Annotated in this window: 18 protein-coding genes; 8 read left to right on the forward strand and 10 right to left on the reverse strand. The window is 69.5% G+C overall.

The features are described from left to right. Positions 1-4 precede the first annotated feature (4 nt). Positions 5-895 carry a glycosyltransferase family 2 protein gene (locus tag IE173_RS07840; RefSeq protein ID WP_191282889.1) on the forward strand — a complete coding sequence of 297 codons (891 nt, stop codon included), beginning with the start codon at positions 5-7 and terminating at the stop codon, positions 893-895. Here the strand turns inward: IE173_RS07840 and IE173_RS07845 are convergent. Further along, entirely contained in the window at positions 886-1734 is an 849-nt protein-coding gene (locus tag IE173_RS07845; RefSeq protein ID WP_191282890.1) for an NAD-dependent epimerase/dehydratase family protein, read from the reverse strand. The genes IE173_RS07840 and IE173_RS07845 overlap by 10 nt on opposite strands. Before the next feature lie 134 nt (positions 1735-1868). Here IE173_RS07845 and IE173_RS07850 point away from each other — a divergent pair, with 134 nt between their 5' ends. Together IE173_RS07850 and IE173_RS07855 are read left to right on the forward strand one after the other, a co-directional pair. After that, entirely contained in the window at positions 1869-3764 is a 1896-nt protein-coding gene (locus IE173_RS07850; RefSeq protein ID WP_191282891.1) for a rhamnan synthesis F family protein, read from the forward strand. Beyond that, the gene (locus IE173_RS07855; RefSeq protein ID WP_191282892.1) at positions 3761-5875 is read left to right on the forward strand and encodes an acyltransferase family protein; all 2115 of its coding nucleotides are present in this window, start codon (positions 3761-3763) and stop codon (positions 5873-5875) included. The genes IE173_RS07850 and IE173_RS07855 overlap by 4 nt, the downstream gene beginning before the upstream one ends. 9 nt (positions 5876-5884) lie before the next feature. Here the strand turns inward: IE173_RS07855 and IE173_RS07860 are convergent, their stop codons facing one another. From IE173_RS07860 to IE173_RS07870, 3 genes are read right to left on the reverse strand one after another with little or no spacing between them, the layout of a single operon-like run. Further along, complete coding sequence (locus tag IE173_RS07860) at positions 5885-7120, reverse strand: glycosyltransferase family protein (RefSeq protein WP_191282893.1); 1236 nt, start codon at positions 7118-7120, stop codon at positions 5885-5887. Between the two features lie 45 nt (positions 7121-7165). Continuing rightward, positions 7166-8299, reverse strand: a complete 1134-nt coding sequence (locus tag IE173_RS07865; protein ID WP_191282894.1) for a glycosyltransferase family 4 protein — start codon at positions 8297-8299, stop codon at positions 7166-7168. A gap of 1 nt (position 8300) precedes the next feature. Further along, positions 8301-9470, reverse strand: coding sequence for a glycosyltransferase family 2 protein (locus tag IE173_RS07870; protein ID WP_229841967.1), 1170 nt, complete (start codon positions 9468-9470; stop codon positions 8301-8303). A gap of 103 nt (positions 9471-9573) precedes the next feature. Between IE173_RS07870 and IE173_RS07875 the strand changes: the two genes are divergently transcribed. The 3 genes from IE173_RS07875 to IE173_RS07885 are packed head-to-tail and all read left to right on the forward strand — an operon-like array spanning position 9574 to position 12910. Next, positions 9574-10761, forward strand: coding sequence for an acyltransferase family protein (locus IE173_RS07875; RefSeq protein WP_191282895.1), 1188 nt, complete (start codon positions 9574-9576; stop codon positions 10759-10761). Next, positions 10758-11957 (forward strand): hypothetical protein, encoded by a 1200-nt coding sequence (locus IE173_RS07880; RefSeq protein WP_191282896.1) that lies wholly within the window; start codon positions 10758-10760, stop codon positions 11955-11957. The genes IE173_RS07875 and IE173_RS07880 overlap by 4 nt, the downstream gene beginning before the upstream one ends. Continuing rightward, positions 11954-12910, forward strand: coding sequence for a glycosyltransferase family 2 protein (locus tag IE173_RS07885; protein WP_191282897.1), 957 nt, complete (start codon positions 11954-11956; stop codon positions 12908-12910). Before IE173_RS07880 ends, IE173_RS07885 begins: the two co-directional genes overlap by 4 nt. Positions 12911-12916: 6 nt before the next feature. Here IE173_RS07885 and IE173_RS07890 read toward each other — a convergent pair whose 3' ends face one another. Genes IE173_RS07890 through IE173_RS07910 form a run of 5 tightly spaced genes read right to left on the reverse strand, consistent with a single transcriptional unit; the run spans position 12917 to position 18231 of the window. Then, positions 12917-14206, reverse strand: coding sequence for an O-antigen ligase family protein (locus IE173_RS07890; RefSeq protein WP_191282898.1), 1290 nt, complete (start codon positions 14204-14206; stop codon positions 12917-12919). Then, the gene (locus IE173_RS07895) at positions 14203-15459 is read right to left on the reverse strand and encodes an O-antigen ligase family protein (RefSeq protein WP_191282899.1); all 1257 of its coding nucleotides are present in this window, start codon (positions 15457-15459) and stop codon (positions 14203-14205) included. Before IE173_RS07895 ends, IE173_RS07890 begins: the two co-directional genes overlap by 4 nt. A 10-nt stretch (positions 15460-15469) precedes the next feature. Then, a complete protein-coding gene (locus IE173_RS07900; RefSeq protein ID WP_191282900.1) occupies positions 15470-16474 on the reverse strand; it encodes a glycosyltransferase family 2 protein in 1005 nt (334 codons plus the stop codon). 1 nt (position 16475) lies between these two features. Further along, complete coding sequence (locus IE173_RS07905) at positions 16476-17000, reverse strand: dTDP-4-dehydrorhamnose 3,5-epimerase family protein (RefSeq protein WP_191282901.1); 525 nt, start codon at positions 16998-17000, stop codon at positions 16476-16478. Between the two features lie 49 nt (positions 17001-17049). Then, a complete protein-coding gene (locus IE173_RS07910; RefSeq protein ID WP_191282902.1) occupies positions 17050-18231 on the reverse strand; it encodes an acyl-CoA dehydrogenase family protein in 1182 nt (393 codons plus the stop codon). A gap of 72 nt (positions 18232-18303) precedes the next feature. On the opposite strand from IE173_RS07910, the gene manA reads away from it, so the two are divergent. Together manA and IE173_RS07920 are read left to right on the forward strand one after the other, a co-directional pair. After that, a complete protein-coding gene (gene manA, locus IE173_RS07915) occupies positions 18304-19386 on the forward strand; it encodes a mannose-6-phosphate isomerase, class I (RefSeq protein ID WP_308433089.1) in 1083 nt (360 codons plus the stop codon). A gap of 64 nt (positions 19387-19450) precedes the next feature. Beyond that, on the forward strand, positions 19451-20509 hold the full coding sequence (locus IE173_RS07920) for a hypothetical protein (RefSeq protein ID WP_191282903.1): 1059 nt from the start codon (positions 19451-19453) through the stop codon (positions 20507-20509). A gap of 20 nt (positions 20510-20529) precedes the next feature. On the opposite strand, the gene IE173_RS07925 is transcribed toward IE173_RS07920, so the two are convergent. After that, complete coding sequence (locus IE173_RS07925) at positions 20530-22599, reverse strand: acyltransferase family protein (RefSeq protein ID WP_191282904.1); 2070 nt, start codon at positions 22597-22599, stop codon at positions 20530-20532. Positions 22600-22601 lie beyond the last annotated feature (2 nt).

Consider the following 22601-nt stretch of genomic DNA (forward strand, 5'->3'; position numbering starts at 1 on the left):
GTCGATGACCTTCCACATCCTGCTGCCGTTCTACGGCCGGCCGGACCACCTGCGCATCGCGGTGGAGAGCGTGCTCGCGCAGACCGACGCCGACTGGCGGCTCACCGTCGTCGACGACCGCTACCCTGACGAGGAGCCGGGGCGGTGGGTCGCCGGACTCGGGGACCCGCGCATCGAGTATCTGCGCAACGAGGTCAACCTCGGCGTGAGCCGCAACTACCTCCGCTGCGTCGAGCTGATGACCGGCGAGCACTCCATGCTCTTCGGCTGCGACGACGTCATGCTGCCGGACTTCGTTGCCCGCGTGGCGGAACTCCTCGCCGCCCACCCCGACGCGTCGATCGTGCAGCCCGGGGCCGAGGTGATCGACGCCGACGGGAGGCCCTTCCGCCCCCTCGGCGACCGGATCAAGGACCTGCTGCGTCCCGGCGGCCGCGGCGTGCGGGTGCTGCGTGGCGAGCCGCTCGCGGCCAGTCTTCTCCGCGGCAACTGGACCTACTTCCCGTCGCTCGTCTGGCGGGTGTCGGAACTGCGTCGTCACGGATTCGATCCCGACCTCGACGTCGTGCAAGACCTCGGGATGCTGCTGGACATCGTCGCCGACGGGGGCACCATGGTGCTCGACGACCGGGTCGTGTTCCAGTATCGGAGGCACCGTTCGAGCGTGTCGTCGGCGACCGCCGTCGACGGCACGCGATTCGCCCAGGAACGTGAACTGTTCGCGCGTCAGCAGCGGCGCTTCACCGTGCTGGGCTGGCCCCGTGCCGCGCGGGCGGCGCGACACCACTGGTCGTCACGCCTCAACGCCCTGACGCAGCTCCCCGCGGCGGCGCGCTCCGGCGGCGGCTCGGTGCGATCACTGCTCCGCCACGCCGTCGGTCGCTCTCAGGCGTAGCGCGCCATCAGCTCGCGGATCTGGGTGGCATCCCCCCACGTTCCCGGCGAGTCGTAGGGGCGGTCGGGGAACGCTCCGAGCTTCAGCTCGATATCGAGACCGCGGTCGGCGATGAACCACTCCGCCTGTTCGCGCAACGACCGGGGTTCGCCGGTGCAGCAGTTGATGATGCCGCTCACGTCGGGTGCGCCGGCGACGACGGCGATCTGGCGTCCGAGTTCGGCGACGTCGATGAAGTCGTACCGGTTCTTGCCGCTCGTGAACGGGAACTCCCGTTCACCCCGCTCGGCCGCTTCGAGGATGCGGGTGAACACCGATCGGTTCCGGTGGTCGTCCCCGAGGATGTAGTAGCAGCGCAGCCACTGCAGTTCGGTCTTCTCGGCCCACGAGGTGAAGGCGGCGCTGCGCAAGGCGTCCTTCGCGATGCCGTAGAGCGACAGCGGCTTGGTGGGGGTGTCGGCCGTGATCGCGCCCTCCCAGTAGCCGACCTCGTGCATCGTGCCGAGCACCGCCAGCCGGCCCACTCCGGCCCCGACGAGTCCATCGAGGAATCGATAGTGGGCCGAGAGGTTGAGCATGTGCGAGGGCGCGTTGTGGGTGAAGCCGTCCTGCCAGGCGAGGTGGATGACGGTGCCCGGGAGGTCGGCGCCGAACACCGCGAGATCGAGGCCGGGGTCGAGCACGTCGACTTCGATGACCTCCGCCCGGGCGTCGAGGTCGGCGGTCGAGCCGGGACGGACCGCGGCGAGCACCCGGTGGCCACGATCCGCGAGGGCGGTGACGACGTGGCGGCCGAGGTAACCGCCGGCTCCGGTGACGAGGACGGCATCCGCCGGCATGGTTCTCCTGGGATCGCGAGGGCGGGCGCTCGGCAGGTATGCAGGAAGGCCCACAGTAGGATTCTCAGGATATCCATCCGCGCGCGTCGCCGTCCCGATCCGGGGGCACCGCCCGATCGGGAGCAGCACACCACGTGACCACCCAGGGTTCATCCTTCCCCGCCGGGGGTCGCCGGATCATCTTCTATCTGTTCTATGACGTGCGCGGCGTCGTCGACGACTACATCCCGTACAAGCTCGCGCGGTTGCGCCCCTTCGCCGAGGACATCGTCGTCGTCGTCAACGGCGACCTCACCGAAGAGAGCAGGCAGCGGCTCGAGGCGGTCGCCGACGACGTCTGGCAGCGCCCGAACGAGGGCTTCGACGTGGGCGGGTATCAGGCCGTGCTGCACCGGTTCGGTGCGGAACGGCTGGCCGAGTACGACGAGGTCGTGCTCATGAACTACACCTGGTTCGGTCCGGTGCGCCCGTTCGAGCCGATCTTCGAGCGCATGGATGCGGCGGAGGCCGACTTCTGGGGCATCACCGAGCACGACGCCGTCGACCCGCACCCGCACGGGCTCGACGAGCCGATGCCGCTGCACCTCCAGTCGCACTGGATCGCGGTGCGCAAGCGGATGTTCACGTCGGAGACCTGGCGCCGCTACTGGGATGAGATGCCGCTCATCACTTCGTACGACCAGTCGATCCTGCAGCACGAGTCCCGTTTCACCCGGCACTTCGAGGAGGCGGGGTTCCGGCATATCGCGGCGTTTCCGGCAGCCGACTACCCTTCGACGCCGCACGCGGCCTTCGACGCGGCCCTGCAGCTCATCCACGACGGCTGCCCGGTGCTGAAACGCCGCACGTTCTTCCACGACCCGCTGTACCTCGATCGCGAGGCGATCATCGGCAGGTGGATCATCGACGCGGCCGAGGAGTCCGGCTACCCCGGTGGCCACATCCTGCAGAACATGGCGCACACCGCGGCGCCCAAGATCCTCAACACGAACGCGTCGATGCTCGAGATCCTGCCCGACGTCGATCTCGGCGGGTACGACCGCGCGCGCCCCTTCCGGGTCGCCGCGACGGTGCACATCTTCTACGAGGACCTCACCGACGAGCTGCTCGACCGCCTCGCCATGCTCCCCGGCGCCTACGACCTCTACGTCACGACGACCGACGAGACGAAGGCCGCCTTCATCCGCGAACGGATCGCCGCGCGCGGTGACGCGCAGGTGGGCTCGAGCGAGGTGCGCGTTCTGCCGTCGAACCGCGGCCGTGACCTGAGCGCGTTCTTCATCGGGGTTCGCGATGTCGTGGTCGGCGGCGGGTACGACCTGGTGGTGAAGATCCACTCGAAGAAGACCGTGCAGCAGGGAGCCGGGGTCGGTACGTTCTTCAAACGCCAGCAGCTGGACAACCTCCTCAACTCGCCGGGCTACGCCGCCAACCTGTTCGCCCTGTTCCAGCGGGAGGAGCACCTCGGCATCGTGTTCCCGCCGACGGTGCACATCGGCTTTCCCACCCTCGGCGGCGCCTGGTTCACCAACAAGGAGCCCACGCGAGAGCTGTTCGAGCGCATCGGCGTGCACATCCCCCTCGACGAGGTCTCGCCCCTCGGCGCGATGGGCGCGATGTGGATCGCCCGCCCCGAGGCGCTCAAGCTGCTGACCGACATCGAGTACTCCTACGAGGACTACCAGCCCGAGACCGAGCACGGGGACGGCAGCCTCGCACACGTGCAGGAGCGCGCCGTCGCCTACGTCGCGGGCGAGCTCGGGTATCACACCCGCACCGTCGCGAATCCGGAGTATGCGGCGATCAGCCACACCTTCCTCGAGTTCAAGCTCGACCAGCTCAGCCGCCCGGTGCAGGGCTATGCGATCGACGAGGCGCGCGTCGTGCGTGAACACGCCGACACGTCGATCCGCCTCGCCCAGGGATTCCGGGGTTTCGTCAAGGAGTGGCTGGTGCGATACCACCCCGACGCGACCCAGCGCCTCATCCGCTTCCGGAACCGGCTGCGTCCGAGGCAGAGCCGCCCGTGACGACGACCGTTCCGCAGCGCACCGAGCAGGGGACGCTCCACCGCGAACCGCTCTTGCTCGAGGTGCAGGCGCTTCGCGCGCTCGCGGTGATGCTCGTCGTGGTCTACCACGTCTGGCCCGGCCGACTCACCGGGGGATTCGTCGGGGTCGACGTCTTCTTCGTCATCTCCGGCTACCTCATCACCGCGCACCTGCTGCGGGAGTATGCCGCGGAGGGACGCATCCGGGTGGCGGCGTTCTGGTCGCGACGCATTCGGCGACTCCTTCCCGCCGCGTTCCTGGTGCTGGCCGTGTGCGCGATCGCCGCGTTCTTCGTCTTGCCCGACGTCGTGCGCTCCGACGCGCTCCGGCAGATCGCAGCCGCATCCCTCTACGGCCTGAACTGGGTGCTCGCCATCGACGCGGTCGACTACCTCGCCGCCGGGGACACCGCGACCGTGGTGCAGCACTACTGGACGCTCTCGGTCGAGGAGCAGTTCTACGTGCTGTGGCCGCTGGTGCTCGTCGTCGCCGCATTCGTCGCGGCCCGGTTCTCGCGCAGCAGGAAGGTCGGGCATCCCGCGCGTCTGGTCGCCGTCGTCGCGGCGGTCGTCGTCGTGGTGTCGCTCGCCTACTCGATCGTGTTCACCTGGCTCAACCCGGCGTTCGCGTACTTCTCGACCTTCACCCGGGCGTGGGAGTTCGCGGCCGGCGGATCGCTGGCCGCATCCGCGCTGGTCGCCCCCGCCCTCTGGGAACGCGTCCGCGCGTCAGTCGCCGGGGTGCGCACCGGCCTGCTGACGGTCATCGGGGCGGTGCTCGTCGTCGGGGCCGCCTTCTTGCTCGACGGGGCGTCGCCGTTCCCCGGTGCTTTCGCCGCCTTCCCCGTCGTCGGCACGATGCTGCTCATCCTCGGCGGGATGCCCGAACCACGCATCCTCGGCGCTCCCGTGCGCTGGCGGCCGGTGCAGTTCCTCGGTGACATCTCGTACTCGCTCTATCTGTGGCACTGGCCGCTCATCATGGGCTTCGTGCTGATCGCCGGTCGGCGCCCGGCGATCATCGAGGCGGTCGCGATCGTGATCGCGAGCATCGTGCTGGCGGCGCTCACCAAGGTGCTCGTCGAGGATCCCGCGCGACGCTCGCAGTTGCTCTCCCGTCGTCTCGTCGCCGCGTTCGCGTTGGCCGCGATCGGTGGGGCGGCGTTCGTCGGGACCTACCTGGTCGACCGGGAGGTCACCGCGGCGCAGCGCGTCGCCGACCGGCAGCAGCTGATCGAGAACGCCGCGAACACATCAGGATGCTTCGGCGCCAACGCCCTGCTCGGCGACACCGCGTGCCCTGACCCCTTCGTTCTCGGCGCCGACACCGACCTGACGGCGGCGGCGTACGACCTCGACTACCAGAACTGGTGCCTGACCTGGTTCGACCAGGAGTGGGCGAGCTGCGAGTTCGGCGACCTCGCCGCGACGAACGGCACCCTCGCCCTCGTCGGCGACTCCCACGCCGCCTCGATGGTGGCCGCGTTCGACGAGTACTTCGCGACCGCGGGCTGGAAGGTCGTCACCTACACGCGGTTCGGCTGCTCCGGGCTCAACCAGGGACTCGCCGGCGCGGACGACGTGACCGAGCAGGGTCGCAAGGAGTACGCCTGCCGAGTCTGGTCGGAGCGGGTTCGCGCCGAACTGGTCGCGCGTGACGACATCACCGACATCGTCTACCTCAACTACACCAGCAGCTATCTCGATCGCGCTCCCGAGTATGTGCTCACGGTCGACGACATCGTCGCCACCTGGCAGGAGATGCTTGCGGCCGGCAAGGACGTGCACGTCGTGAAGGACTGGCCCCGCACGGACGGCGACAGCATTCCGGTCTGCCTCACGTCGCACGTCGGCGAAACCGGGCCGTGCTCGACCGATCGTGCCGTCAGCCTTCCTGAGGACCCGCAGGACGCGGCCCTGGCCCTGACGCCGGAGGTGCAGGGCATCGACCTCTCCGATGCCTACTGTGACGAGTCGCGGTGCTACGCCGTGGTGGGCGGAGTGGTCGTGTACGCCGACCACAATCACATCTCCGGCAGCTACGCGCTGAGCCTCATGCCCTACCTCGGCCCGCGCCTGACCGGTGACTGATCAGCGCCGTCAGTCGCCCTTGCGGCGGATCGCGCGGATCGGCCCGGTGACCATCCGGCCGGCCTTGTAGGTGCGCGACGCGCGGATCTCCTCGACCGCCTTGCGGGCGGACTCCGAGTCGCCCTGGGTGTCGAAGAAGCGGGTGCGCCAATCGCTGCGCTCGATCTCCATCGAACGCAACTCCTCCCGCTGCAGCGTCGCCCAGCGCAACAACGCCGAGCGTGCCGGGGGCGCGCCGCTCGCGATCGCCGCTTCGAGCATCCCCGTCGCCGCGGCTGCCCGGGCGTCGTAGCTGTGTCGTTCGCGCACGAGAGCGCCCAGTCGGGCGGCGGTCGCGGCGGTGCCGGCGGGGTCGGCGAGCAGGCGGCCGACGATCGCCGCGAGGTCGAGCGGGTCGGAATACGCCGGAACCTCGTCGAGGGCGAGATCCGTCAACCCCCGCGACTCGTTGCTGATCACGATGGCCCCGCTGGCGAGCGCGTCGAAGAGTCGACTGTTCTGGTTGCCGTAGAGCGCCGCCGAGGGGATGACGTCGTCGATGACGATCAACCACTGCGAGTAGACCCAGGGCAGCGCGAAGTAGTCGATCGCGTCGCGGTGGGTGATCGGTCCCTGGAACTGCAGATACTTCGAGTTCGCGCCGAACCACGTCACGCGCGCCTTCGTCGCGAGCGATTCGAGCGCCGCGGTCAGACCGCGGGCGACACCCCAGTAGTTCGCCGTCGTGACGACCTCTTCGGTGCGTTCGATCGGCCTCGGGCGGAACAACTCAGTGTCGGTGCCGAGCGGCACGACGTGGATCGGCCCGTCGAAGACGTCGGCCATGCGGTCCGCGGACGCCTGCGAGCTGCACCACAGTTGCGAGAACCGGTCGAGGTAGGGCAGTTTCGCCCACTCGTCGGCCCAGTTGCGCACCCAGGCGATGACGTGGGTGCGCTCGTGCACCAGGCCCGGCACGAACGACTCGACCATGACGATCGCCACGTCGATGTCGTCGGGGGTCTCTTCCGTCATCCGCTCGGTGGGCCACAACGACACACCCCAGCCCGCCTTGGACAGGCCACGCGCAAGGCCGAGTCCGACGTACAGGTCACCGCGGCCCGCGGACAGGTCGGCGGTCGACACCATGAAGAGCAGGTTGCCGCGGGGTCCGGTGCGTCGGTGCCCTTCGACGATCGCCTGATACTCCGCACGGACGTCGTCGTCCGACGGGTAGGCGCGCGCGACGCTTACTCGTTCGGGCATCGGTGCCGTTCTGGTCGAAGGGGTTCGGGAATTCGGTGCTGAATGCTATCGCGCACGCCGTCGCCGCCGCGACTTCGCTCGGGCCGGGTCGCGCAACGCGCGATCGAAGGCGGCGAGGGTGCGGTCGGCGGTCTTCGGCCACGTGAACAGGGCCGTACGCTCGCGGCCGAGGCGGGAGAGCTCCGCGAGACGCTCCGGGTTGGCGACCGCGGCGAGCATGGCGTCGGCGATCGACTGATCGGATGTGGGCTCGAAGTAGTCGACGGCGTCCCCGCCGACCTCGTGGTACACGGGGATGTCGCTCATCAGCACCGGAAGGCCGACGATCATCGCCTCGAGGGCGGGCAGGCAGAACCCGTCGCAATAGTTGGGAACCATGAGGGCGCTCGCGTGGGTGTACAGCCACTCGAGTTCGTCTTGATCGACCCAACCCTTGAGCTCGACCGCGTCGCCCACGCCGAGCTGCTCGACCAACGGGCGCAACGGGTCGTCGCCACGGCTGCCGGTGATGACCAGTCGCGGGCGTTCGGCGGGCGGGATGAGCGCCATCGCCCGGATCAACCCGGCGAAGTTCTTGTGCGGCAGGCGGTTGCCGACCGCGAGCAGCAGGTCGCGTTCGCGCTCGGGAGCGACCTTCGGCACCTCGACGGGTGCGGTGCCGGCGAGCGGGATGACGTCGATCGCCTCGCGCGGGAATCTCAGGTAGAGCTCGATGTCCTCGGCGGAGGCGACACTGTCGGTGAGGATGAGGGTCGCATTGCTCGCCGCCCGCTTCTCGAGCCACTTCATCGGCTCGGTGTAGTGCGGCGTCGCCATGAGTTCCGGCGCACGGAAGTAGAGCATGTCGTGCATCGTGTAGACGGCCGGCATCTTCGACCGCCACGGGCCGAGGGTCGCCGGCGAGTGGATGAGATCGGCGCCGTGTTTCTTCGCGGCGCGGGAGACCATGAACAGTTCGGCGAAGGCCCAGGCGTAGCGGTTCTCTCCGCTGAACCCCGAGGCGATCACCGTTCCGGGGAACCAGGAATGATCACGCGCCATGAACTCGTTGCTCGCGTAGCCGATGAACTCGTGACCGGTCGCGCGTCGGCCGAACTCGCGGTAGAGCTCGCGCGTGTACGTCTCCATTCCGCCCTTCGTGCCGGTGAACGACATGAGGTTGACGAGGATGCGTGCCATCTCAGGTGGCGGGCCGGTGGTCGATCGAGAGGATGCCGAGGAACATTCCCGCCATCACCGTCTGGGCGCCGAGGATCATCAGCAGGGTCGCCGGCACGGCGAGCCGGATCGTGTCGAGAGGGTCGAGCGCACCGAATCCCGACGCACCCCAGATGGCGACCTGGGTGATGGCGATCGCCAGGCCGGCGACGAACGCGAGTGCCCCGAAGAACGCGGCGCTCTCGGTCGATACCCGTTCGGCGATTCGCGAGAACAGCCGTCCCCGCGGCAGAGCGAAGCCCTCGCGTTGGCCGTACATCTTGGTGAGCAGCCAGAAGATGACGCCCTGATAGCCGACCACGGCGAATGCCGACAGGTAGAGCTGGCTTGAGACATCGAAGCCCACCGGGCCGATCTCGAGGGGACCGAAGAGCAGCGCGACCGAGCCGAGCACGCCGATGACGAAGGCGATGAGGCCGGGGTAGAGGAACAGCCACTTCGGACTGAAGATGAGCAGGAACCGCAGGTGCCGCCACCCGTCGCGCCACGACCGCAGGTGCGGGGGCCGACTGCGACCGTCCTTCTTCAGCGTCGTCGGCACCTCGCCGACCTTCAGCCCGGCCAACGTCGACTTCACGACGAGCTCGCTCGCGAACTCCATTCCGGTCGTGCGCAGGCCGAGTTCCCGCACGGCGTCGCGCGAGAAGCCGCGAAGCCCGCAGTGGAAGTCGCGGATCGGCGACCGGAACAGCACCCGGCCCAGCCAGGAGAGAACCGGGTTGCCCAGGTAGTAGTGCAAAGGAGGCATCGCGCCCGGGGCGATTCCGCCCTTGAAGCGATCGCCCATCACCAGCTGATCGCCGGCGCGGAGCCGCTCGACGAAGAGGTCGAGGTTCGAGAAGTCGTAGGAGTCGTCGGCGTCGCCCATGATGATGTAGGTGCCGCGGGCGGCCTCGATGCCGCCCATGAGCGCGGCGCCGTAGCCCTTGAGCGGGATGTCGACCACCCGCGCGCCGTGCTCCCTCGCGATCGCCTGCGACCCGTCGGTGCTGCCGTTGTCGGCGATGAGCACCTCGCCCGCGATCCCCGTGCGATCGAGGTATGCCTGTGCCTTGTCGATGCAGACGGCGAGCGTCTCGGCCTCGTTGAGGCACGGCATGACGATCGACAACTCGAGAGCAGGCGTGGGCACAGGACTCCTTACGAATGCCGTCGGCGCCGAGGGGCTCCGCGTGCGGCTCCTATAATCCTAGGAGCCTCCGGACCGGCGGAGAGCCGGGAAGGACGAGCGACGGATGTCGTTGCAAGAAGCGCTCGGCGGCCACCGCAACTCCCTCGGCCTGCTGCGCCTGGTCTTCGCCGCCGCGGTCATCTTCGACCACGCGTTCCCGCTCGGCGGGTGGGGCACGGCTCCGTTCCTCGGTTACACCGACAACCAGCAGTCGCTCGGCGGTCTCGCGGTCGTCGGGTTCTTCGCGATCAGCGGCTACCTCATCGCGAAGTCGGGGATGAGTTCCGACGTCGTCCAGTTCATGTGGCGACGGTTCCTGCGCATCTTCCCCGGGTACTGGCTCGTGCTGCTCGTCGGCGCCTTCCTGGTCGGCCCCGCGATCTGGGTCGCGGAGGGCAACGCCCTGGGCGACTACCTGACGCTCGGCCCCGGGGGTCCGATCGCGTACCTGTACTCGAACTGGACGCTCGCGATCGGCCAATACGGCATCCACGACGTCTACCTGGACACGACGCCCTATCCGGGCGGCGCCATCAACGGCTCGATCTGGACTCTCGTCTACGAGTGGGGCTGCTATCTGGTCATCGCCGTGCTCGTCGCCTTCGGCGTGATGAAGCGCGCCAAGATCGTCGTGCCCTTGATCGCGGCGTTCTTCTTCGTCGCCCAGGTCGCGGCGCTCCTGCTCGAGCCCGGAGCCCTCGCCCCGCTCTTCCCGACGTTCGGCGACCCGTGGCGGATCAACTTCGGCCTGGTCTTCTTCATCGGCGCGACGATCGCGATGTATGCCGATCGCATCCCGTTCGACGATCGTCTGGGGGTGCTCTCCGGCATCACGTCGATCGCGCTACTGCGGTTCGGCGGGTTCAACACCGTCGGCTACATCGCCTTCACCTACTTCGTGCTCTACCTCGCGGCTCGGCTGCCGAAGGCCCTCCAGCGGGTCGGGGCGAAGAACGACTACTCGTACGGCGTCTACCTCTACGGCTGGGTCGTGCAGCAGATCCTCTCCTTCCTCGGCGTCAACGAGTGGGGCTATCTGCCCTACGTCCTGCTCGCCCTGCTGGGCGCGTTCGCGTTGGCGTGGCTCAGTTGGCACGGCGTCGAGAAGCAGGCCCTGAAACTCAAGGACTGGGGACCGGGCCGGGGCATCTCGCACTGGCGCGACCGGATCGTGAGTCGCGTTCGGAAGCGGGATCAGGAACCCAGCGACGAGGCGGTGCTCGTCGAGCCGGGCGAGCGACAGAACGGATGACGATGCCCCGGCCTGCCGTCGTGCTGCTCGCCGCGACCGCGGTCTCGGGGTTGGCCGGCTACCTCGTGACCTTCTTCGTCGCCGCGGCGGTGACGCCGGCGGCGTACGCCACGTTCGCGGTCTTCTGGTCGACGCTCTTCCTCGTCGTCGGTGCCCTGGGTGGTATCCAGCAGGAGATCACCCGGGCAGCCGGGGTGAGGGATGCTGTCGACGGCATGGCGAGCCTCGGCCGATTCGCCGTCGCGGCGGCGCTCGCAGCGGTCATCGTGCTGCTGGCGACCGCGCCGCTGTGGACGCTCGTCGCCGGCGGACATCCGCTCACGGTCGTCGCCCTCGTGGCCGGTGCGGGCGCCTACTGCCTCGTCGCGGTGACGAGTGGCGCGCTCTACGGGGCACGGGCATGGCTGCCGATCGCGACCCTCATCCTCGTCGACGGCGTCCTGCGTCTCGCGGGAGTGCTCGTCTCCCTCGCGCTCCCCGAACCGGAGCGTGCGCTCGAGATCGCCGTCGTGCTGCCCTTCCCGCTCGCATTGGCGATCGTGCTGCCGGTCGTCGCGCGCCGACTGCGTGGGATCCGAGCCGACGTGCCGCTCGCCCGCCTCGCCCGCAACACCCTGCTCGCCGTGCTCGCCGCGGGGGCCAGTGCCGTGTTGATCAGCGGGTTCCCGGCCCTGGTGAGCGCCGCGACGCCCGGTGAGCCGGCCGCCGCGCTCGCACCGCTGCTGCTCGCGTTGATGATCACCCGCGCACCGATCGTGATCCCCGCGATGGCGATGCAGAGCCTGCTCATCGTGCGGTTCCGGGATGCCGGGGTTCGTCTCGTGCTGCTCGCGGTCGCGCTGGTCGGGGTGGCGACGGCCCTCCTCGCGGTACTCGCAGCCGTTGCCGGCCCTGCCCTCCTCCTCGCGGGTTTCGGCCCGGACTACGCGGTCGACGGCGCGCTGCTCGCGGCGCTCGTCGCCTCGTCGGGGCTCATCGCCGCCGTGATCGTGGGAGGGGCGGGGCTGCTCGCGGCGTCGCGTCACTCGGTCTACGTCGCCGGATGGGTCGTCGCGGTCGTGGTCACCGTCGCGGCCTTCCTACTGCCGCTCCCCGCCGAACCTCGGATCGTCGTCGCGGCGCTCGCCGGCCCGGGGGCTGCGCTGCTCGTCCAGCTCGTCGCCCTCGCGGCCCGACGCGTCGAGGTGGCGGCATGAGGATCTCGGTAGCCCTGTGCACCCACAACGGCGAGCGCTATCTCGAGGCGCAGCTGCGCAGCATCCTCGACGGCACGCGCGTTCCCGACGAGGTCGTCGTGAGCGACGACGCGTCGACCGACGCGACACTCGAGGTCGCCCGCACCGTGCTCGGCTCGGCCGGGGTGGCGCACCGCATCCTCGAGAACCCCCGAGCGCTCGGGGTCACCGCGAACTTCGAGCAGGCCGTGCGTGCCACGACGGGCGACCTGATCGCGCTCGCCGATCAGGACGACGTCTGGCATCCGTCGCGCCTGGCCCGGATCGAAGCCGAGCTCGGCGGCGTCGGCGTGCTCTTGCGTCACAGTGACGCCCGCCTCGTCGACGAGGTCGGGGATGACCTCGGCACGACCTTGTTCGCGCGTCTGCGGGTGGGCGCCGCCGAGGCCGCCGCGATCGATGGCGGCCGGGCCTTCGCGACCTACCTTCGCCGCAACCTCGCGACGGGTGCCACCACCGCCTTCCGTCGGGAGTTGCTCGACGATGCGCTGCCCTTTCCGGCGGAGTGGGTGCACGACGAGTGGCTCGCGATCCTCGCTGCGGCGCGCGAGGCCGTGCGGATGGTGCGCGACGTCGAGATCGACTACCGGCTGCACGGAGCGAATCAGATCGGCGTCGCCGAGCCGACCCTGCGCTATCGCATCGCGCGGGTGCTCGGCGACTCGGGCGACCGCGCGGCGCTCCTGGCTCGACGATCGCAGGTGCTTGCGGAGCGGCTCGCCGCCCGAGGGCTCCCCGAGCACGCCGCGCAGGCCGCCGCGAAGGCCCGGTTCGAAGGTCGCCGTTCGCGGCTGCCCGCCCTGAAGATCGCGCGGGTGCCCGGCATCCTGGGCGGGCTGTTCAGCGGGGGCTACCGACGGTTCGCCAGTCAGCGTTCACTCGACGCGGTGCGCGACCTGTTCCGGCCCGCCTGACCCTCGCTACTCGTGGGGGAGCGGTTCGGGCCGCTCCGGCCGTGGAGACAACGCCGAGCGCCAACTCAGCTCGGCCGAGGCCTTGACCGCGCAGATCACGAAGAGCAGCCAGCCGAACTCGGTGAGGATCGAGCTCTCGGCCACCGAGACCGTGATGAGGGCGACGAGCACGAGGGCCGGCCAGGTGTGCACGACGCTGCGGCGGCGTCCGGCGAGGAGCCAGGAGCGCACGAACGCGAGCCCGACGACGGCGAGGAACAGGAACACTCCGACCGCGCCCACCTGCAGCCAGAGGTCGACCACCGCGTTGAGCGCGGAGTCGTGGGGCCGTCCGCCGGTCGGGGTGAGCCCCGAGTAGGGCGGAGACGCGGAGTTCCAGATGCCGATCCAGCCCCACCCTTCGAGCCAATGCACCGGCACGAAATCGAGGACGCGCTGCCAGAGCTTGAGCCGGAACTCGAGTTCGCCGGTGGCGTTGAACAGCGCGATGATCGGCGCGCGGAACACCCAGGCGAGCACGGCGAACAGCGCGAGCGCCGCGAGGATGGCGTACTGCGCGAACTGGCGGCGCTCTTCGGGCAGACGGCGGATGCCGTAGAGGGCGGCACCGGCGAGCAACAGCACGACCGTCACCATCCCGACCACCGGTGAGCGCGTGAAGGCGATGGTTCCGGCGGCGAGGGCGAGCGAGGGGATGGCGACGTAGCGGGTGACCGACCGGGTGCGCCATTCGATGGCGAAGGTCACGACCGCGATCGCCGCGAGCAGCCCGAGCTGGTTGCGGGTGCTCACGAGCCCCGAGATCGGGCCGCCCTCGGCGAGCTCTCCGTGGATGTTCAACACCGCGAGAGGGGCGTCGAAGATGATGCCCGAGAGCACCTCGAGCACGAGCGACACCAGCAGCACCGCGCGCAGGACGTCACCGAAACTGCGGATGACCTGGATCGTGTCGCGCGAGAGTCCGATGAAGACGCCGACGAAGGTGACGAGCACGAGGTAGCTGAACGAGATCAGGGTGACGCGCTGGTACTCGCTCCAGAGCAGTGAGAGCCCCGCCCACCCCAGGTAGGCGAGCAGGGAGATCGGCAGGATCGCCCAGTGCCAGTCGATCTCGTCCCGCCGGGCGATCAGCGAGGCGACGAGAAGGAGCGTGAGGACGATGAGAGCGGCGAGGTAGCCGGGCCAGCCGATGACCTGCTGGAGGGTGAAGGCGATCGCGACGAGTCCCGCGCCGGTCGTGGTCAGAGCCGCGGTGGCTCGCGGCGAGCGGAGCAATTCGAGGGCGGCGCCGATCACCGGCGCTCCCACCGGTTGGTCGCGGTGCGGATGCTCACGAGCACGAGGATCGCCCAGCCGATCTCGATGAGCAGCCGGCTCTCGGCCAGGCCCTGCACGAGTACGGCCACCAGGAGCGCCATCGGCACGAGCGCGCTGTCGCGCGGCCCGTCGAGCGCGTAGACCCAGGTGCGGGCGAGCGTCGTCAGCGCGAACAGCCCGACGACGACCAGGCCGAGGATGCCGAGCTGGAGGTAGACATCGAGCCAGGCATTGTGGGCCTGGAGGTAGGTGACGCCCTTGATGACCACGAGGTCGTCGTACGGCTCCACCCAGGGTGCCCAGTAGCTGATCCAGCCCCATCCGGCGATCGGTCGTCGGCCCGAGAGGTCGGCGACGACCGCCCAGATGTCGAGCCGGTTGGTGAGGTCGGCGCTCTTGCCGAGGAGTTCGAGCAGCGGGCCGCGGAAGATCACGGCGGCGACGGCGGACCCGGCGGTGAGCGCAAGGAGCCCGATCGCGGTCGCGACCCGCCGCGGACCCGACCCGCGCCGGGCGAACCAGGCGGCCAGGCAGACGACGGCGACGACCGCCGCGGCGACGAAGACGGTCGACGATCGGGTGAGGGCGAGCACGCCGGCCGCGAGCACCACCCAGGTGACGAAGCCCAGGCCGCTTCCGCGCCCCGCGACCCGGCGCGCGATCTCGGCGATGAGTGAGAGCAGCGCGGCCATCGCCAGGATGTTGGCGTTGCCGACGATGCCCTGGATGCGCCCGCCGTCGAACAGCACGTCACGCGACCAGTAGAACGCCTTCGGGATCTCCTCCAGGCCCGAGTGGTCGACCCACAGAGGCAGTACCGGGCCGCGCACGAATACCGCCACGACGAGCTCGAACAGCAGCGACAGCACGAGCACGATGCGCACGGCCCGGGCGAGGGCATCCACCAGTTCCGCCCAGGTGAAACAGGTCGCCAGAAAGACGGCGAAGACCGTCGTGGCGAGCGTCGCGGCCACCCCGAGCGCACTCGCACCCGGATAGGCCGACCAGGCGATCGACAGCGTCATGAGCGCGAGAGTCGCCAGCAGCAGGATCGGCAGGCGGCGCACATCCACTCGGCTGCGCACCAGTTCGATCACCGCGAGGGTGACGACGATCACGACGATCGCACCCCAGCCCCACCACGAGAGCAGGTAGCGCCACGCGTCGCCGGCCACGAGGGTGAAGAACCCCAACGTCGCCAAGAACAGGCGGTAGGAGCTCGCGGGCGTCATGTCCACCAGGCTAGCCGGGAGGCCGCCCTCGCCCGATGATGCGGCCCAGCAGACGGAGAGGCCGGGTGACCCGCCAGGACGTGGAGGCGCGCAGCTGACGGATCTCCTCGGTGGCGCCCGCCATGCGCTCGTTCTCGCCCACCAGGTCGCTGTACCGCACGGCAAGGTCTGCTGCGAGAGCTGCCGCCGCACGCGCGATGACCTCCGTCAACTCCGCGGGGATCGGCGTCCGCGCGGCGCGCGGCTCCTCACCGCCGGCACTCCACCGCGATCGGTAGAGGTCGCGATGCCGTTCGGAGAGGAGCCGCACGAACGGGCTCGGCGTCGAGCCGTGTCCCTCATGGCGGGTGCGGGCCTCGCGGGCGATGCCGAAGCTCCGCCCCGCCTCCCGAACGGCGGTGCAGAAGTCGACGTCGGCCCAGATCACCGGGTAATAGCCGGGATACATGCCGCCGACGGTGTCCCAGACAGCGATGTCGATGAGCATGCCTCTGCTGGGCACGTAGTCGAGGGTGTCGAGTTCGTCGATATCCGCGGGCGCCGTCGGCCGAGCCGGATACCAGTGGTCCATGTCGATGAGCGGCTCGCGGCGCAGAACACCGCCGCACGACCGGGGCGGCACCATCCCTGCCTCGTCGACGACGAGGGGGCTGACCACGGCGAGATCCGGATCACGCTCGAGCTCCGACTCGAGGGCTGCCAGACAACCGGGTTCCGGGGTCATGTCGTCTTGGATCAGCCACAGCCGGCTGGCCGTCGGCGAACTCGCCCGGCCGAGCTGCAGGCCCCCGGCCCATCCCAGGTTCAGACCTGGAAGGAGAACGGAGCAGTCAGCTATGACGGAAGCGTCGATCGCGGTCTCGTCGTCGGAATTGAGGACGACCACGACGGCGACTCGAGTGGCAGACGTCTGCTCCCGCAGTGCCTCGATGCACCGGGCCAGCCGGGCCGGCCGGGTGCCGAGGGTCGGGATGACGGCGAGAATCTGCGGGTCATCCTCAAGGGTGACGAGCACGTCAGAAGCGAGGCAGGTGGGCGCGAATGTCGACCGGCACCGCCGGGTCGTCCCAGCCGAGCAGCAGCCGGTCGGGCGAGTCGTGATGGTAGACCTCGGTGGGGAAGTTGATGAGGCGCGCCTCCGTGTCGCCGAGGTTGACGGAGAGGTGCCAGACGCCGACGGGAATGGTGACCTGTCGGGTTCCGCGGTCGGACATCACGACCTTCTGCACGACGCCGCGGGTCGGGGAGTCGGGGCGATCGTCCCAGAGGAAGAGCAGGATCTCTCCCGCGATGATCGTGTAGCGGTCGAGTTTCCGCTCGTGGAGGCCCCAGCCCTTCATCTGATGCGGATGCACCGAGAACTGGTAGGCGTAGACGACGGGCTCGTCCCAGTAGTCGTTCAGCCCTTCGTAGATCTCGAAGACGGTGCCGCGGTGGTCGACGTGGTTCGGGGTGGACCGGGTCTTGACGCCGACGATGGCTTTCGCCAACGCGACACCGGCACTCGTGACGGTCGCCTGGTCTCGTTGTCCGAGGGTCATCGGGGGTCTCCTTCGTCGGGCTGTCGCGACGAGCATAACGACCGGAGGGTCAGACGAAAGCGGCCTTCCCCGTGATCGCGCGGCCGACGATGAGGGCGTTCATCTCTCGCGTGCCCTCGTACGAGTAGAGCGCCTCGGCGTCGGCGAAGTGCCGCATGACGTCGTAGTCGAGCACGATGCCGTTGCCGCCCATGCTCTCGCGCGCCCACGCGACCGTCTCACGCATCCGTGAGGCGGCGAACTCCTTCGCGAGTGCCGCGTGCTCGTCCTTCTGGGTCCCCTCGTCGAGCATCGCCGAGACGCGGGTGCACAGCGCGATCGACGAGGTGATGTTGCCGAGCATCTTGGCGTAGTGCTCCTGGATCAGCTGGTGGCCGTCGATCGTCTTCCCGAACTGCTCCCGCTGGGCGCCGTATTTCACGGCGCCCTCGTAGGCGCCGATCGAGTTGCCGACCGCCGCCCAGGCGACCTCGGCACGGGTGAGGCGCAACACGGAGGCGGTGTCGCGGAACGAGTTCGCGTTCGCCAGCTTCATCCCCGCGGGCACCCGCACCTTGTCGAGAGTGATGTCGGCGTTCTGAACGATCCGCAGCGCCTGCTTGTTCTCGATTCTCGAGGCCGACCAGCCGGGGGTGTCGGTGGGGACGAGAAAGCCCTTGACCTCGCCGTCTTCGGTGCTCTTCGCCCAGACGATCGCGTGCGTCGCGATCGTTCCGCTGCCGATCCAGCGCTTCTCACCCGTGATCACCCAGTCGTCGCCGTCACGTTCGGCGACCGTGCGAAGGCCGCGTGCCGAGTCCGAGCCCGACAGCGGCTCGGTGAGGGCGAAGCAGCCCAGCCACTCGGCGCTGGCGAACTTCGGCAGCCATTCGGCGCGCTGCTCGGGCGAGCCAGCGACGCCGACGGCGCCCATCACGAGGCCGTTCTGCATTCCGACGAGCGTCGCGACCGAGGCGTCGATGCGCGCCAGCTCGAGCGCCACCCAGCCGCGGAAGACCGCGGAGTTCTCGAACGGCTGGGTCTCCTTCCACGGCATCCCGAACACCCCGATCTCGGCGAGGCCCTTCACGACCGACGCCGGAAGCCACTCGGCCCGGGCCCAGTGGTCGTTGACGATCGGCTTGACCTCGGTCTCGAGGAAGTGCCGCAGCTTCGCGAGCACGGCCTTCTCGCGGTCCTGAAGTGCGTTCTCGAAACCGTAGAAGTCACTGGCCAGCGGGGTGAGGTTCATGGCGTGAGCCTAGGAGCGTGGCGAGGGAGCACCAACGGCGTTGGTACTTTGGTGCAATCACCGAGGGGATGTGTGGCCGCATTGTTCGTGGAGATCACCAATGAGCCGCGTGACTACGCGTGGGGCTCGCCGACGCTGATCCCGGAGCTGCTCGGCGTCGCCCCCGACGGTCGCCCCCAGGCGGAGATCTGGCTGGGCACCCATCCGGGCTCGCCGGCGCGGCTGGTCGGGCGGGACGGCGACCTGCGGGATGTCGCGGGCGAGCTGCCGTTCCTGCTGAAGATCCTGGCGGCGGGTGCCCCGCTGTCGCTGCAGGCGCACCCGACGACCGCGCAGGCGCAGGAGGGGTTCGCCCGCGAGAACGCCGCCGGCATCCCGATCGACGCCCCCCATCGCAACTACAAGGACCCGCACGCGAAGCCCGAGATGATCTATGCGCTGAGCGACGAGTTCCGGGCGCTCTGCGGCTTCCGTCCCGTCACCACGACTCGCGCGGTGCTGGATGCCGGGAGGGCCGGGCTCCTCCCCGAGCTGCGAACGGATGCCGACATCCGCCCGGTCTTCGAATGGCTGTTGTCGGCTGATCCCGAGGTCGCATCAGTGGTCGAGGCGGTGACGGCGGCGGCGCAGGATGCCGAGGGCGACTCGTGGGCGACCGTGCGGTTGCTCGCCGAGCACTATCCGGGTGACCCGGGGATCGCGATCTCGCTGCTGCTCAACACGATCGTGTTGCGCCGCGGGGAGGCGCTGTACCTGCCTGCGGGAAACATCCATGCGTACCTGTCGGGGCTCGGCATCGAGCTGATGGGCCCGTCCGACAACGTGCTGCGCTGCGGCCTCACGCCGAAACACGTGGACGTGCCCGAGCTGTTGCGGGTCGTCGACTTCACCCCCGTTGGCGATCCGCGGCTGCGTCCGACCTCGAGATCCGACGGAGCAAGCGTGTTCGCGCCGGCCGGCGCCGGCTTCGTGCTGACCGTATTGGAGGGGCCGGGGGCTCGGTTGTCGCCCGCGACGCCCGCGATCGTGACCGTGCTCTCGGGTTCCGTGCGACTCGGCGACGTGCAACTCGGCTTTGGGCGATTCGCCTTCGTCGACGGGGACCTGATCGCGACGGACAGCCCGGGGTTGGCTGTCGTCGCGACGAGCTCATGACCGTGTCCGGATCGTGACGATGCGCCGGGCTCGCGTCACTTGTGCCTGAACTATCCTCAGAGCCATGCGTCTCAGGGTCGCCCTCGTCCTCCTCGTCGTCGTGTCTCTGGCGGGGTGCGGCGTCGCACCGCTTCCCGCCCCGAGTCCGACCCCGACCGCCGGCTCGAGTGTGGTCGAACCGCCGTTGCCCGCCCTGCCCCTCGCCTGTGGTGACATCGTCACGTCGTCGACTCTCGCGGCCTTCGCCGGGGAGGTGGTTCCGGTGCACCGGGATGCAGGATCCACCCCGGATAGCTGGTACGAGGTCGCCAAGCGCCAGCACCAGATCCTGACCTGCGTGTGGTCGGCGGACCGCGATCTGGCTCCGTTGACGGTCATCGCGATCCCGAACGCCGCGACCGATTTCGCCGCCTACCGGGCGGGGCTCGTGCCGAATCACTACGACCGACTCGATGTCGTCGGCGATCAGTCGGTACACCAGTGTGGGTACGGGCAGTGCCGGTTCGAGGTGCTCATCGGAGACTTCTGGGTCAGCGGCTTCGCCAACCGGCCGACGATGATGGACGACGCCGACCTCGAACCCCTGTTCCTGCCCGTGCTCACGGAGATCGCCGCCGCGATCGAAGCAGGGTTGTCCGAACGGCGCGAACCGTGGGAGGTGCCCGCCGGCGTGCTCACCGGCTGGGGTGCCGGGTGTGACGACACGGCACCGGTCGCCGATCTTGCGGCCGCCCTGGGAGTCTCGAATCCGGTGGTTGCGAGTCCGCTCGAGAGCGACGGTGGGGCGTGGGGACTGGTCACGTCTCGCATCGCGGTTCCCCATTGCACCCTGCTGAATCCGGGGACGTCCACCTACCTCGGGGAGGCGGTCGTCGTCGAGGGCGGTGCCTGGGTCACCGCCGAGTGGGCCATCCAGCCCCCGGCGCAGTGGGACTCGGGGTTCTACGAGCCCGTCGAGGTGGACGGCGTCGGCGTCGTGTATCTCGGTGACGAGGGTTCACGATGGGACGCATATGTGCCGATCGAAGGCAGCCTCGCGTGGTTCTCAGTCGAGGGCGGAACGCGAGAGGCCTTCCTGGCCGCGCTCGCGGCCGCAGCGACCGTCGTCGGGGATCACGGATAGTCACCCGGCATCCGCCCACCTCATCCGAGAAGGCCGTGAGCCTCCAAGCGTTCGATCAGGGCGGCCTCGAGGGTGCGGGCGTAGGTCGCCGTGAGGTGGTGTCGATCGCGGTAGACGAGCACGTTGCCGATGATGACCGGGCACGTCGTGGCGTGGCAGATCGCGTCGGAGAGGTCGATGAGCGGCACCCCCGCCCGTTTCGCGGCGGTGACGAGCGGGTCGTCGGTCGGATCCAGCACCTCGGCGCGTGAGCTGTCGCAGACGTCCGGGTTCCGGAAGTGCTCGGCGACGCATCCGGGCACGTCGACCGGGAAGTACGGTGTGTCCCGGATGGCTCCGACGGTGATCCCGGCGTTGGTCAGCCGCGACCAGACGTCGAGGTACCCGTCGGCGAAGGTCGCGACATCGGCGACGTGGAAGTCGATGGCTTCGTAACCCGACGGGGTGAGACCCGTGGTCAGCACGACGTCGGGCCGTTCGGACTCCAGGAGACGGAGGGCGTTCTCCCGCCACAGGGCGCAGTCGCCGTCGTCACCGATCCCGGGGATGTCGACGCCGGTCGGAGCCAGCGGGCACGACGGCCGCACCAGACTCTCGACCCGCCATCCGAGGTCGCGCCCCACGAGGTCGAGCACGGGCACCCATTGCCAGGCGTGGGAGTCGCCGACGATCACGATCACGCGATCGGCAGTGGGGTCGCCGAAGTCGCAGACGACGGGCGTCACGCGCGGTGTGAGGCAGTGCAGGTCGGGTCCGGTATCGCCGCGATCCTCGCCGGCGACCGCCACGTCGGGGATGAACGGCACATCGGGGAGCGTCTCGTCGGCTCCGGCTCCGAGGGCGAGTGCCCCGGGATGTTCGGCGCTGGGCGCGGTCACCGCCAGTTGGGCGCGGAGGGCCGCCGTCGCGCTCACCACCGGGAGGGCCGCCAGGGTCGGGAGCACGACCGCGAGACCTGCGGTCACCAGCGCTCGCCGCAGCGGCATCCGCTCTCGGACCGGACGCTCGAGCCAGCGGTTCGTCGCCATCGAAAGGACGGCGGTGAAGAGAAGCACCACGAGGATCTCCCCGATCCCGGGCGAGGTGGTGTCCATCGCGGCGAGCACGAGCAGAAGCACCGGCCAGTGCCACAGGTAGACGGCGTAGGAATGGTCTCCGATGGTCCGGAGGGGGGCGGCCGCGAGCACCCGCCCGATCACCGTCGCCTGCCCGCTTCGACCGACCTGGATGATGGCGGCGGCTCCCGCGACCGGCAGCAGCGCCGAAGCGCCCGGGTGGGCGGCGAGGTCGATCAGCACGGCCCCGCCGATCATCGCGACCAACCCGGCAGCGGCCACCGCCTCGCGCACCCACCGTGCTCCGCGCAGCGCGGGGAGGAAGGCGAGGAGCGCCCCGACGCCGAACTCCCACACCCGGGTCGGCGTAGCGAAGTACCGGAGGTCGGCGTCGAGCGGTCCCGACAGGAGCGTGAACCCGAGCGAGGCGACCGTGAGCGCGACCGCACCGAGGAGGGCGACCCGCACCCGATTCCGGACGGCGATGGTCGCGACCCCGAACAGCAGCATCCAGATGAGATAGATCTGCCACTCGACGGAGAGCGACCAGAAGTGCTGCAGCGGGCTGGCGACCTCGGCGGCCGAGTATTCGGCCCCCGATCGTGCCAGCCACCAGTTCTCGAACTGCAGGGCCGACGCGACCGCTTCCGTCGCGACCTGCTCCCAGCGGGTGCGGGGGAGCACCAGCAGGCTCGCCCCGAGGGTGGCGAGCAAGACCAGACCCGCCGTCGGGAGAAGGCGACGCGCCCGACGGGCGAAGAAGGCGCCGAGCCCGGGGCCGGGTCCCGGCGTCTTGAGCAGCAGCCCGGTGATCAGGAAGCCGGAGAGGACGAAGAAGATGTCGACCCCGACGAAGCCTCCCGGGAGGAGGCGGGGCGCGAGGTGGAACGCGAGGACGAGCAGTACCGCGAGTCCGCGCAGGCCCTGGATGTCGTCGCGATGCGCCAGGACACCCGACGTGCTCTGGGGCCGGGCGAAAGTGGGCGGGTGAGTCGTGATGGCGCACAGTCTTGCGCACCTGGCGTCGCGGCGCATCG

The organism is Pseudolysinimonas yzui (assembly GCF_014653215.1).
GTDB lineage: Bacteria > Actinomycetota > Actinomycetes > Actinomycetales > Microbacteriaceae > Pseudolysinimonas_A > Pseudolysinimonas_A yzui.